This window comes from Corallococcus praedator (assembly GCF_003612125.1).
GTDB lineage: Bacteria > Myxococcota > Myxococcia > Myxococcales > Myxococcaceae > Corallococcus > Corallococcus praedator.
In genome coordinates this window covers 21,465-34,439 of sequence record NZ_RAWI01000055.1, presented here as the reverse complement: position 1 = coordinate 34,439, position 12,975 = coordinate 21,465, and the positions used below count along the sequence as shown (strand labels likewise).

12 protein-coding genes are annotated in these 12,975 nt (G+C 70.3%); 10 read left to right on the top strand and 2 right to left on the bottom strand.

The annotated features are described in order from the left end of the window. The 4 genes from D7Y13_RS10215 to D7Y13_RS10200 all read left to right on the top strand — a co-directional run. The coding region (locus D7Y13_RS10215) for a coiled-coil domain-containing protein (RefSeq protein ID WP_120630673.1) at positions 1-2,203 on the top strand (2,203 nt) is incomplete at its 5' end. A gap of 13 nt (positions 2,204-2,216) precedes the next feature. Beyond that, the gene (gene hemW, locus D7Y13_RS10210) at positions 2,217-3,422 is read left to right on the top strand and encodes a radical SAM family heme chaperone HemW (protein WP_120586036.1); all 1,206 of its coding nucleotides are present in this window, start codon (positions 2,217-2,219) and stop codon (positions 3,420-3,422) included. Positions 3,423-3,475: 53 nt separating this feature from the next. After that, complete coding sequence (locus tag D7Y13_RS10205; protein ID WP_233596015.1) at positions 3,476-4,288, top strand: hypothetical protein; 813 nt, start codon at positions 3,476-3,478, stop codon at positions 4,286-4,288. A 55-nt stretch (positions 4,289-4,343) separates the two neighbouring features. Further along, positions 4,344-5,843 (top strand): DUF4388 domain-containing protein, encoded by a 1,500-nt coding sequence (locus D7Y13_RS10200; protein WP_120630672.1) that lies wholly within the window; start codon positions 4,344-4,346, stop codon positions 5,841-5,843. Between the two features lie 46 nt (positions 5,844-5,889). On the opposite strand, the gene D7Y13_RS10195 is transcribed toward D7Y13_RS10200, so the two are convergent. Continuing rightward, entirely contained in the window at positions 5,890-6,588 is a 699-nt protein-coding gene (locus D7Y13_RS10195; RefSeq protein WP_147452432.1) for a hypothetical protein, read from the bottom strand. Between the two features lie 221 nt (positions 6,589-6,809). On the opposite strand from D7Y13_RS10195, the gene D7Y13_RS10190 reads away from it, so the two are divergent. Genes D7Y13_RS10190 through D7Y13_RS45180 form a run of 6 tightly spaced genes read left to right on the top strand, consistent with a single transcriptional unit; the run spans position 6,810 to position 11,595 of the window. Further along, a complete protein-coding gene (locus D7Y13_RS10190) occupies positions 6,810-7,586 on the top strand; it encodes a TadE/TadG family type IV pilus assembly protein (RefSeq protein ID WP_120535183.1) in 777 nt (258 codons plus the stop codon). A 54-nt stretch (positions 7,587-7,640) separates the two neighbouring features. Next, positions 7,641-9,140, top strand: a complete 1,500-nt coding sequence (locus D7Y13_RS10185) for a hypothetical protein (protein ID WP_244222336.1) — start codon at positions 7,641-7,643, stop codon at positions 9,138-9,140. 59 nt (positions 9,141-9,199) lie between these two features. Further along, entirely contained in the window at positions 9,200-10,231 is a 1,032-nt protein-coding gene (locus D7Y13_RS10180) for a hypothetical protein (protein WP_120582964.1), read from the top strand. Then, the gene (locus D7Y13_RS10175; protein WP_120582963.1) at positions 10,231-11,091 is read left to right on the top strand and encodes a hypothetical protein; all 861 of its coding nucleotides are present in this window, start codon (positions 10,231-10,233) and stop codon (positions 11,089-11,091) included. The genes D7Y13_RS10180 and D7Y13_RS10175 overlap by 1 nt, the downstream gene beginning before the upstream one ends. Positions 11,092-11,123: 32 nt before the next feature. After that, entirely contained in the window at positions 11,124-11,399 is a 276-nt protein-coding gene (locus D7Y13_RS10170) for a hypothetical protein (RefSeq protein WP_158620320.1), read from the top strand. Then, entirely contained in the window at positions 11,383-11,595 is a 213-nt protein-coding gene (locus tag D7Y13_RS45180) for a hypothetical protein (protein ID WP_147444248.1), read from the top strand. The genes D7Y13_RS10170 and D7Y13_RS45180 overlap by 17 nt, the downstream gene beginning before the upstream one ends. A 59-nt stretch (positions 11,596-11,654) precedes the next feature. Here the strand turns inward: D7Y13_RS45180 and D7Y13_RS10165 are convergent, their stop codons facing one another. Next, entirely contained in the window at positions 11,655-12,851 is a 1,197-nt protein-coding gene (locus D7Y13_RS10165; protein WP_120582961.1) for an ABC transporter substrate-binding protein, read from the bottom strand. Between the last annotated feature and the right edge of the window lie 124 nt (positions 12,852-12,975).

The window sequence follows — 12,975 nt, the reverse complement described above, 5'->3', positions numbered from 1 at the left end:
TCCCACGCCCGCCCCGGTCGCCGCCCGAGTCCCGGCCACCACCGCGCCCATCGGCGGTGGAGGGTTGCCCACGACCGCCCCGCTGTCCCCGGCCGCCGCGGCGCGCAGTCCCGGCAAGGGAGACCCGTTCGGGGAGCCCGCCGAGCCCCGGTTGCCCATGGGTGGCTCGCCCGAGGACAAGTTGGAGTTCTTCCGGGGCATCCTGAAGCAGAAGACGGAGACGCTGGCCCGGGCGCGCGCGTTGTACGCGGAGCGCGAGGCGGAGCTGGCCCCCCTGCGCGCGGCGCTGGAGAAGGCGAAGAAGGACGCGGGCGCGGCGGGAACGCCCGCCCGGAGCGCCCAGGAGGAGCAGCGCGCGCAGCTGGCCCAGGCGAAGATCGCCGCGCTGGAGGCGGAGCTGGCCGCGTCGGAAGCGGACCGCCGGGACCTCACGCGCGCGCTGGCGGAGGTGGAGTCGGAGGTCCCCCGGCTGACGGAGGAGCTCCAGGTCGAACGCGAATCGCGCGGGTCGATGGCGGAGGAGCTGGTCGGCGCCAAGGAGGCGCTGGGGCTCGCGCAGGACCGGGTGGCGGAGCTGGCCGCCGGCAAGTCGGAGGCGCAGGGCGCGCTGGAGGCCGTCCAGGAGCAGTACCAGTCGGTCCTCGGGGACGTGGAGCGGCTGACCGCGGAGGTCCAGGCGCTCACCGCCGAGCGCGACGCGCTGACCCTGCGGGGCAGCCAGTTGGAGGCGGCGCTCGCGGAGGCGCAGGGCTCGCTGGGCACGCTGGAGAGCGAGAGCGACTGGTCGCGCAGCTCGTTGGAGGAGGCGCACAACCACGCGAAGCTGCTGGAGGGCGAGCGGGACGCCGCGCGCCGGCAGCTCGCGGTGGTGGAGGACGGACTGCGCTCGCTCCAGACGCACGTGACGGAGCTGGAGCGGACGCTCGCGCTGAAGGACGCGGACGCGGTGGGACTGCGCGCCGCGCTCACCGCGCGCACGGCGGAGGCCGCGGAGCTGCCCTCGCTCAGAAGCGCCCTGGAAGGCCGTGCCGGAGAGGCAGGCCAGGCGCAGGCGCGCGTCCGCGCGCTGGAAGCGGAGCTGGCCCAGGCGAAGGAAGGGTCGCGCGCGGAGGTGGAGGCCGCGGAAGTCCGCGTGCGGATGGCCGAGTCGGACCTGGCCTCGCTCCGCGAGGTGCTGGAGGCGGCCGAGGTCGAACAGGTGTCGCTGCGCGACCGGATGGAGTCGGACGCGGCGGCGCTCGGCGAGGCGGTGCACGACGCCGAGGCGCGGGTCCACGACGCCGAAGCCCGGGTGCAGGCCGCCGAGGCGAAGGTGGCGGAGCTGACGGCGCAGATGACGGCCGCGCAGGCCGGTGACGAAGCCCATCAGCAGCAGCTCGCCGCGTTGGATCGCAAGCTGGCCACCACCCAGGCGGAGCGCGTCGGCTTCTCCGCGCGCGTGTCCATGCTGGAAACGGCCGTGGGCCAGCGCGACGCGGAGCTGCAGCGCCTGCAGGCCCAGGTCGCGAAGGCGCAGGAGGAGCTGGCGCTGGAGCGGGCCCGGCGCGAAGCGGTGGAAGCCGAGGCCGCGGACGCCCGGGTGAACGCCGCGGAGGCCGAGGCCCGCGTGGATGCGCTGGCGGCGGGGCAGGGTGGACAGCGCGAGGAGCTGACCGCCCTCACCGAGCAGTTGGAGGCGGCCCGCGCGGAAGCGGACAAGGTGGACCGACTCCAGCAGCGCGTGAAGATGGTGGAAGGCGCCCTGGAAGCCTCCGAGTCCAAGCGCCGCGTCGCCGAAACGCAGGCGGCCCGGGTGAAGGACCTGGACGCGAAGCTCGCGCAGGCCAACACCGCGCTGCAGGCGGAGCAGGCCGCGAAGGCCGCATTGGATGCGAAGCTCGCGCAGGCCAACGCCGCGCAGGCCCAGGCCGGGGGCGCGCAGCAGACGGAGCGGGCCTCGCTGGAGGCCCAGCTCGCGCAGGCCCAGGCGGCGTTGCAGGCGGAGCAGGCGACCCGGCAACTGCTTGAAGCCCAGCTGGAGGAGGCTCCTGCGGCGGGCGCCTCGGACGCGCCCGCCGAATGGGCGCAGGAGCGCGAGCAGCTCAAGGCGGACATCGCCTCCATGAAGCGCAAGCTGATGGCGGCCGAGGCGGCGCTCGAATCGGCCGCCAGCGCCAAGGCGAAGGTGGCGAGGCTGGAAGCGCAATTGAAGGCCCTGAAGTAGAGGTTCCACCTCCATGTCCTTCGCCGCGCCCACGGATCCGCTGACGGGGATGCAGGCGGCCCGCTTCGGGCTGTACCTGCACTTCCCGTACTGTCTGGCCAAGTGCCCCTACTGCGACTTCGCGGTGGCGGTGGCGCGCCAGGTGCCGGAGGAGCGGTACGCGAACGCGGTGCTGGCGGAGCTGGACGCACGCCTGTCCGCCGACCCGGCGCTGCGCACGAAGCCGTTGGAGTCGCTCTTCCTGGGCGGGGGCACGCCGTCCCTGTGGCACCCGCGCTACGTGGCGCGGGTGCTGGAGGGCATCGCCGCGCGGATGTCCCTGGCGCCGGGCCTGGAGGTGTCGCTGGAGGGCAACCCGGAGCGCGCGGACGCGGAGCGCTTCGCCGGCTACCGCGCCGCGGGCATCAACCGGCTGTCGCTGGGCGTGCAGTCCTTCCAGCCGCAGACGCTGAAGGCGCTGGGCCGCGCGCACGACGCGGCCATGGTGGAGGGCGCGGTGGCGGCGGCGCGCGAGGCGGGCTTCCCGGTGGTGGCGTTGGACTTCATCTACGGCGTGCACGGCCAGACGCGCGAGCAGGTGGAGGCGGACGCGCTCAGGGCGGTGGCGCTCCAGCCGGAGCACCTGTCCACCTACGCGCTCACGGTGGAGCGCGAGGTGCTGGCGGAGGACACGCCGCTGTCCAAGCAACTGGCGCGCGGGGAGCTCTCGCTGCCGGAGGACGACGACGTGGTGGCCATGGCCCGCACGGTGCGCGACGTGTACGGCGCCCACGGCCTTGCCCGCTACGAGGTGTCCAACCACGCGCGCCCCGGCCTCAGCTCCCGGCACAACGCGCTGTACTGGACCGGCGGCGAGTACCTGGCGCTGGGCGTGGGGGCCACGGGGATGCTGCTGTCGCCCCAGGCCCACCGCTACGTCAACCTGCGCAGCCCGGAGGCGTACCTGCGCGCGGTGGAGGAGGGCCGGGTGCCGGAGGCGAACCGCGAGGACCTGGGCCCGGAGGAACTCTTCGCCGAGCGACTGAGCATGGGCCTGCGCCTGGTGTCGGGGGTGGACTGGGAGGCCGTGTGTGAGCGATACGGCCAGCCCGTGGAGTCCCGGCGCGCGGAAGTCGAGCGGCTGGTGGCCCATGGCTTCGCCACGCGCAACGGGCCCAGGCTGGCCCTGACGGAGCGGGGCGCGGACGTGCACAGCGCCATCTGTGCGCGGCTGCTCTAAGGGCGACCGCTGGGAAGCGGGAGCGACGGATTGAGGAAGGACGTTCGACCGTGCTGACCAAGTGGTTGTTGTGGATGGGCCTCACGCTGCTGACGGGCAGCCCGCTCATGTCCCTTGCCCTGCTGGCCGTGCTGCTCTTCGCGGCGGACCGCTTCACGCTCCAGGTGCTGCCCAGCCCGGTGCGCGTCCTGAAGAAGTGGCAGCGCGCCGGACAACTGGCCGGCACCATCCTCACCAACACCCACGACCGCCGCGCTCGCGCGGAGCTGGCCGACATCCGCCTGGGCCAGAAGCGCTACCAGGAAGCGGTGGACCTGCTGCGCCCCAACCTGGACGCGGGCGACGACGACGTGGACACGCTCTTCCTGCTGGGCGTGGCCTACCTGGGCGCGGGCGAAGCGCCCAAGGGCGAGCTGCTGCTCGACGAGGCCGCCCGCCTGGACGCCGACTACCGCCAGGGCGCCATCGACCTGGAGCGCGGCCGCTTCCGCCTCCAGCACGGCGACCTCAAGGGCGCGCGCGAGGCCCTGGAGCGCTTCCTCCAGGTGCGTCAGGGCTCGGTGGAGGGCCGCGTGCTGCTGTCGCGCGTGCTGGCGAAGGAAGGCCTCGTGGCGGAGGCGAAGGCGATGCGCGACGCCGCCTGGCGCGAGTACACCGTGGCGCCCCGCTTCCAGCGCCGCCGCGACCGCTGGTGGGCCTACCGGGCGCGCCCGTCCCGCCCGCTGACGTACGCCGCCGTGGCGCTGGTGATGATGGGCGTGGGGGCCTACGTGACCCGCCAACTGCCCCTGCACGACGTGGCGCCGCGCTACGGCTATGATGAGCCCTACGCTGCGGATGACCCGGGCGGGGACGACGCGGAGTAGTCCGCACAAGCCCGCGCCGGGCCCTTCGCCCGACCCGAGGCCCAGGCTCCTGAGCATGTTCCCTCCGCCGTCCCAGGTGCTGCGCCAGCGGGAGGGAATGCTGGCGGATACGCCCTTCCCGCTGCTCTTGCACGCGCTGATGGTGGAGGAGCGCACCTGCACGCTGGAGCTGAAGGTGCGCCAGCGCGAGAAGCGCATCACCTTCGAGGACGGCGCGCCGGTGGCGTGCCACTCCAACCTCCTGCACGAGACGCTGGGCAAGTACCTGGTGGAGAAGGGCCGCCTGGCGGAAGCCGACTACCAGAAGGCCCTGGCGGAGAGCGTGTCCTCCGGCCTGCAGATGGGCGCGCTGCTCGTGCAGAAGGCGCTCATCAGCCCCTTCGACCTCTACAAGCAACTGCAGGCGAACCTGGCGCACAAGCTGCTGGACTGCTTCCGCTGGACGGACGCGCGCTACCGGCTCATCTCGGACGTGGAGGCGCCGGACGCCACCGTGCGCGCCAACAGCGCGCAGCTCATCCTCACCGGCGTCTCCACCCAGCTTCCCTTCGACGCCGTCGCCACGCACTTCACCTTCACCGACGACCGGCGCTTCGGGCAGATGCCCGGCGTGGAGTCCGCGCCCAAGCTGTCATCCAAGGACGCGCGCCTCTTCCAGGCCCTGCGCCAGCGGCCCACCTTCAACGAGCTGCTGGAGCGCACCGGCTTCGACATGGAGTCCGTGCTGCGCCGCCTCTACGCCCTGTGCCTGCTGGGCGTGGCGGGCTTCGTGGAGGACGTGGATCAGCGGGCCGCGGAGGTCGCCGCGAAGGCCCCGCCCGTGGCCACCCCCACCGGCACGTCCTACTCGGATGAGGACGAGGGCGCGCGCAACGCCCTGGTGGGCGCGTTCCTCTCCCACCGGAGCCAGGACCCTTTCGCGCTCCTGGACGTGCCGGAGGACGTGCAGCCGGTGGCGCTGCGCAAGGCATTCCTCGCCGCCGCGGACCGGTTCGCCCCGCTGCGCTTCCTGACCCCGGAGCTGAAGGACAAGGCGGAAGGGCTGCTCGCCGCCTATGCGCGGGCCTACGGCGCGCTGTCGGAGCCGGAGCAGAACGCGCTGTGGAAGAAGCGCCGGCAGGCCCAGCGGGAGAAGGCCCGGGGCACCGGCCGGCCCACGGCGGCCGAACAGTTCCGCATCCGCACGGACCTGCTGGACGCGACCACCCAGTTCGACGAGGCGAAGCGGCGCCTGGAGGCGCGCAACTTCGCGGGCGCCTTCGAGTACTTCGAGTACGCCTGCGACATCGACCCCCGGCCGCTCTACCAGGCCTGGCGCGCCTGGGCGCGCTACCTGATGAAGCCGGAGGCCCACGGCCGGCTCGTGCTCCAGGAGCTCCAGGAGCTGGTGCGCCAGGAGCCCGGTCTGGAGGAGGGCTGGGCCTTCCTGGGGGACGTGGCCCGGGGCGAGGGCCAGTGGGCGCTCGCGGAGGACGCGCTGCGCAAGGCCTTCAAGTTGAACCCCCAGCAGCGCCGCTACGTGGCGCTCATCCAGGACATCGCCCGGAAGCGGTGAAGGGAGGCCGCGCGATGGGCGACAGGCTCCCCCTCACCTGCACGGACTACTTGTTCGGAAGCGCCGCGATGAAGTCCCGCTCCGCCTGGGTCAGCGCCTTGTCGTGGGTCAGGTTCCACACGATGTTCTGCAGCTGCGTCACCGCGCCGCCCGTCACGGGCAGCTTCTTGCTCGCCAGCAGCGCGAACAGCTCCTTGAAGTCGGTGTACTGGGTGACGGGCCCCTTGCTGAACAGGTCGGTGATGCCGTTGCCCGAACGGGTGTCGTTGAGGCAGTAGCCCTTGATGGGCGCGAAGAGGTACTGCTCGGAAGGCACCTCCAGCGTCAGGCCCTGCACCAGCATGCCGTGCTGCACCTTGTCGCTCGACGAGATGAAGACGAGGCCCGGCGGCAGGTCCACGTCGATCCGCTGGCGGGTGGTGTTCCGGAACTTCAGGCACAGCCGGATGAGGTCCCCGCTGCCCTGGGGGGCCACCGCCGTCTCGTCCTCTTCGCGCTTGCAGGAGCCGTCCGGGTCGAACGGGTTGAAGCCGGTGATGGGCTCCTCCAACTCGATGCCCTCGGGCAGGGTGAACGGGAGACCCTCAGGCGCCTTGTCGCTGTTGGCGAACCCCGGGCGGTCGGTCTGCTCGGTGGGGTCCTCGTCCTCGCCGGGCTCCTCCTCGTCCTCCCCGCAGCCGCTGCACGCCGCCAGCAGCACCCCCGCCACCAACCCCGCCAGCCGCGCCTTGTGCCAGTTCATCATCCTGCTCCTTGCATGAAGGGTCCTTTTGCCTGCCAAGCATGAGGCTGGACACCCGTCAAGTTCCCACTGGAGGACCCCGGGGCGGGATGTCCGCCAGCATGGATCCGGGTACGCCCTCCCGTCCACTTGGCGGATTCCGCCGGGGGCCTTCCGGGGGCAAGGTAGCGGCCAGTCATGAGAGTCGGTAAGACTCCCACTTCATGCGCACCCAGGGGCCTTTCATGCGGGACAGACGCGAATCCGGGCAGGTGGCGGTCGAGACGGCCATCGTGCTGCCGATGTTCGTGTTCCTGATCCTGGGAACACTCCAGCTCGGGATGATGCACCAAGCGCGGCTGATGACGAAGTACGCCGCCTACAAGGCGGTGCGCGCGGGCGCCCTGCACAACGCCAACGTCAAGCAGATGGAGAGCGCGGCCATCGCCGTGCTCCTGCCCCTCATCAGCAGCTCCTCGGGCGGCGGCGGCGAGACCATCAAGGCCATCGAGAGCGCGACCGACTTCCAGATGAAGTTCGCGTGGGCGTCCAAGAACAAGATGATGGACGCGGGCGGCCTGAAGTACGCGGACGTCACCATCTGCGGCCCGCTGCGCGACGAGATGGGCGCGACCTCCGGCGAACTGGACTTCGACAACCCCTCGAAGATCACGTCCACCGGCGACTGGGCCCAGAGCCAGCGCTCCAAGCTGCGCATCCAGGTGACGTTCAACTACCGGCTGCCCATCCCGTTCGCGGACATGGTCATCTACAACATCGCCCGGAAGAAGGAGATGCCCTTCGTCCTGCGCCTGGGCAACGGCACGGACACGAAGGAGTACGTCACGGACCGGGAGATGCTGGGGAGCGCTGGCAAGTACGACGCCGCGGCCCAGAACTCGGTCTACATCCTCCCCATCCGCGCGACGTACACCATGCGCATGCAGTCCAATTTCTACCTGGGCGCCAACCCCCTGCCGGACACGAACAAGTGCGTCTTCTCGTTCGAGACCCTGCAGTAACCGGAGTAGCCAATGCCTGAAATCTCGCGCCGCCGCCGTTCCCGTGGCCAGTCAATGGTGCTGGCCTGCCTGTCCTTCCTGACGCTGGCCCTGATGGTGACGTTGAGCTTCAACCTCACCCACGCGCTGCGCAACAAGATGGGCCTCCAGCAGCACAGCGACACCATGGCCTACTCCATGGCCGTGATGGAGGCTCGCGCCCTGAACTACTACGCGGTCAGCAACCGCTCCATCGCCGCCTCCTACGTGGCGATGGCCAGCATGCACGCGTACATGTCCACGGCCAGCCTCACGCGTGAGATGTTGAAGGCGTCCCAGACGAACTTCTACATCATCATGGCGATGGAGTTCGCGCAGTGCGCCTGCTGGACGTGCATCAAGCACTGCATCCACGGCATCCAGGCGCTGAAGGTCGCGAACAAGTACTCCAAGAAGGCGAACAGCTACGCCAGCGACATCAAGGACGTGGAGGACAGCTTCAACCAGACCATCAAGGCCCTGGACACCATCGTGGAGTCGGTCCACGCCTCGCAGGTCGCCGCCCATACCAAGACGGCGCTGGCCATCCAGAACGGCAGCGGCAGCGGCCTGGACAAGCTGACGGACTGGAACTCCAAGGGCGCGTCCACCGTGGCCTCTGGCGTGGGCGGCCTCAACGCCAACGAGTTCAACTGCGCCGTGGACGGCCTGCCGTGCATGGGCGGCGGCTCGAACTCGGCGGCCATCGCGCACTCGAAGACGATGACGGACATCGCCAACGCCAGCCGCCCCGGCTGGACGGCCAACCGTGACGCGGGCGGCATCCCCGCGCCCTACTACCTGCACCCCAGCTTCCTCAACGAGCTGATGAGCGACATCCCCGGCGAGGGCCTGCACCTGCCCCTGCCGACGATGAAGGGCTCCGCCGGTGTCGGCGCCAAGAAGGGCGACTGGGCTCCTCCCGGACAGGTGGGCACCAAGGGCAGCACGGTGGTCTCCCGCGACGAGGGCGGCGCCATGTTCAACCAGTGGAAGGACGGCATCGCGCCGTACATGCCCTTCGACGCGGAGATCTGGAGCGACTCCAACGGCGGCGGTCACAACCCCAAGCAGGCGCACTCCGGCAAGCACGACTTCGACGGCATCGCGACGAAGACGGGCCTGGGCTGCGTGATGACGGGCAACTGCTTCATGAAGTTCCGCGGCAACGCGCAGGCGGACAACGACTTCGGCCAGCCCCGCTCCTACAGCTACGTCACGCGCACGCTGCGCTCGGGCAACGCCAGCCAGGCGCCCTGGGAGCTCAACAGCTCCGCCACGCTCAACTTCACGCACGGCGAGCAGGGCACCGCGAAGCTGACGCTCGCGGCCGACGAAGGCGCCGCGCTGTCCAAGGCGCTGGTCTACTACCACCGGCTGGGCGCCAACGGCTGGCGCGAAGCGCCCAACCTCTTCAGCCCGTTCTGGCGCGCGAAGCTGCACCCGTTCACGGGGCAGGAGGCCGCCAAGGTGCTGGGCGCCGCCGGCAGCGCCGATTCCGCCCAACTCGCCGCCACCCCGGAGCTGAGCCTGTGAGCCCTTCTCTTCGCCGTCCTGCCTCCCGCGGTGCAGCCTCCGTGGAGATGGCCCTGAGCATGCTGGTCTTCATCCCGGTGTTCCTCTACGCGCTCTTCCTGGACGACCTCCTGCGCTTCGCGCTGGACGCCCAGGAGGCCGCGGTGGCCACCGTCTGGGATTACACCGTCCAGGACTGGGCCGAGCCCGACAAGCAGGGCGAGTACGGCGGCTTCAGCCAGGTCCAGGGCTACGCGCGCCTGATGTACTGCGACCACGAGTCCGGCGTGGACAGCTACGACGACGTGGACTTCGACTGCAAGGGCGAGCAGCACCACGAGCACGCCGCCCTCACGTCCCATCCGTGCTGGCTCAACACCGGGGCCCAGCAGGTGGAGTGCCAGGCGCCGGACAAGCAGGTCGGCAGGCTGGGTGTCCCCATCCACAACGGCTACTTCGATGACTACAACAACGGCGGCCTCATCCGGTGCTCGGCCCGCATCGGCGTGCAGAACTACATGCTGCCGCAGACGCTGTTCCCGGAGTTCTCCAAGGAGGACCTGGCCAAGGAGCAGCAGGAGGGCAGCATCCACGGCAACGCCCAGGCCGGCGACCAGGACATGCAGAAGACCTACCTGATGCCCACCGAGCAGATGTCCATCCTCACGGACACCTGGGCCATCAACGACGACGTGACCATCGAGCCCGGGGACAAGAGCGGCGGGGACAAGGGCGGCGAGCACTTCTACAAGGAAGTGAAGAGCGTCTATCAGGACACCGCCAACCTCGGTTACCCGATGCTGATGGCGTCCTCGGCCCAGTTCTTCAGCCAGGCCATGAGCAAGCAGCTGCTGAGCCCGTTGCAGGTGGGCACCCTCATCGCGGGCGACTCCGACTCCCCCATCAAGGGAGACAACCCCAAGTCGCCCAACGTCTCCATCAAGCCGTTCACGAACGGGATGCAGACGCCCAGCCAGAAGGTGGAGCAGGCGGGGCAGAACCGGTACTTCTACAACAGCGAGTGGCGCGACTGGGACAAGAACAACCCCCAGCAGAGCTACGGCAACCGCGGCGTCTCCTACATGGGCTGCAAGCAGCCTGAAAGCTGCTGATGTCGCTGCGTTCGTCGTGGGTGTTCCGCATCGGTGGGGGCCTGCTGGGCCTCGCCGTGATTGGCGGACTGCTGGGAGCGGCCCTGGAGGACGTCGTCTACCGCGACGCCCCCACGCCGCTGGAGGTGGTGCAGGCGAAGGCCGAACAGGAACTGGCCCAGCCTCCTCCCAGCACCAAGCGCTCCGCCTTCGAAGAGGCCATCCTCGCGCGCGCCCTGGTGCACTTCCCGCCCTACCCGAACGCGTCCGGCCGTCCGGAGGTGCTCGCCGCGGACTACCTGGGCCCGGACGTGCCCATCGCGGTGGCGTGGTTCTCCACCCAGGACCCGCCGCAGAAGGTGCTCCTGCACTACCGGCAGGTGCTGCGCGACGCGGGGCTGCCGGTGCTGGGGCACGAGTTCAGCGCCTACGGCGGCTACGTGGGCTACTGGAGCCCCGCCACCAAGGAGATGCGGATGGTCTCCGTGCTGTACCAGGGCGGCGAAACGCTGGTGTTCGTCTCCGCGGGAGAGGTGGCCAAGGCCCTGGAGAGCGCGTCCGCGCCGCCCCGGTGGTTGCCCCTGCCGGCGGGCGCGGACAAGCCCCAGGTCATCACCCTCCAGCTGGAAGGCGTGACCCAGTTCCTGGTGGCCGGGACGTCGCCCACGGGCAGCCTGGCGGAGGTGGAGGCGGACTGGCGCCGGGCCATGGCCGCGCAGGGCTGGGAAGCAGGCCCGTCCTCCGAAGCAGGGCCCAATGCCCGGGGCTTCGAGGTGGGGCATGATGGCCTCAACGGACAGGCCATGCTGAAGCAGTCCTCGTCCGAGGGCGTGGTGGAGTTCAACTTGTCGGTGATGCGGCGGATGAAGCCGGCGCCCTGAGCGGGTGCGGAGGAGACGTGACGATGCGGCGGATGACGGGAATGGGACTCTGGGCGCTTCTGACCTTCGCGACGGTGGGCACCCCTGCGCTCGCGAGCAGCCCCGCCTGTTACAGGTCGTGCGAACAGGACGCCAAGCAGTGCAAGGACATCTGCACCAAGCACGCGGGCTCCGTCGTCGGCAAGTGCAGCACGGCCTGCGTCGAAGAGAAGAACAGCTGCATGGACGAGTGCAAGAACGAGGGCCGTGGCTCCCGCCAGTCGAACACGTCCCGCGAGAAGGAGGCGGCCCATGAAGAAGAAGAGTAGGGCGACGCGGCGGAGGGCTTCGCGCCTCCAGCATCAGCGGCGCCAGCGGGGTCAGGCGATGTCCGAGTACGCCGTCGTGTCGGGCGCGCTCCTGGGCTTCACCGTGCTGGGCTGGCCGTTCCTCGTCAGCCTGCTGGACGGCCTGCACAAGTACTTCCACTCCATCTACTACGTCATCCAGTCCCCCATCCCCTGAGTCGCTGAGTCAGGGGAGGACCCCGGGCCTTCACGGCCCGGGGGACGGATGCGGAAGCTTCAGGGCTTCACGGTGGTGACGAACACCGCCTTGCCGCCTTCGACCTTCATCACCACGGCCTGCTTCACCGCGTCGCGGTTGGCGTCCAGGTTGATGGTGCCCGCGACCCCCGGAAAGTCCTTCGTCGCGGCGATGGCGTCGCGGATGGCGGGCCCGGAGGTGTCCGGCGCGCGCTTCATCGCATCCACCAGCAGCCGCGCGGCGTCGTACGCCAGCACCGCTACGCTGTCCGGCACCGCGCCGTAGGCGCCCTTGTACTTCTTGAGGAAGTTCTGGACGACGGGGTCCGGGTTGTCCGGCGAGTAGTGGTTGGAGAAGTAGCTGCCCTCCAGCGCGGATCCGCCCAGCTCGAAGAGCTTGTCGGAGTCCCACCCGTCACCGCCCAGCAGCGGAACGCGCAGGCCCACCTCGCGCGCCTGCCTCGCGATGATGCCCACGTCCGTGTAGTAGCCGGGCACGAACACGGCCTCCGGCTTGCGGTTCTTGATGGCGGTCAGCTGCGCGCGGAAGTCCGTGTCGCCCTTGGAGTAGCTCTCCTGGGTGAGCACCTCCCCGCCGAACGCCTTGAACTTCTCGTTGAACACCTCCGCCAGGCCCACGGAGAAGGCGCTCTTGTTGTCCACGAGCATCGCCACCTTGGACAGCTTCAGGTTCTCCCGCGCGAACTTCGCCATCACCAGGCCCTGGAACGGGTCGATGAAGCAGACGCGGAAGATGTAGTCGCCCTTCTTCGTCACCTCCGGGCTGGTGGACGTGGGGGTGATCATGGGCACGCGCCCGGCCTGCGCCTTGTCCGCCATGGCCATGGACACGGAGGACGCGGCCTCACCCAACAGCGCCACCACCTTGTCCTGCGCGATGAGCCGCGTGGCGGCCTGGGCGCCCTCTTCAGGACGGCCCTGGCTGTCGTAGACGCGCACCACCAGCTTCTGGCCCCTCACGCCGCCCGCGGCGTTGGCCTCCTGCAGCGCCAGGTCGATGCCGTTGCGCGCGGAGATGCCGAAGGTGGCCTCGGAGCCGGTGAGGCTGCCCACCTCGCCGATGAGGATGCTCCCCTCCGGCGGAGGACCCGACGGGGCGGTGGTGGCCTTCGCGTCCTGGGACGTGGGGGCGGGTGCGGGCGCGGCGGACTTCTTCTCACAGCCCACCAGGGCCAGGGCCAGCGCGGTGAGCACAAGGGGCAGGGGATGGCGCATCAGGGGGGCTCCTCGACCGGAAAGCGGACGGCCGCACCCTAGCTTGACCGGTGGAGCGCGGCGAACCCGCACGGCACGTCGGTGTGCGCTCCCCACCCTGGCGGCCCTCCCGGCAGGGACAGGG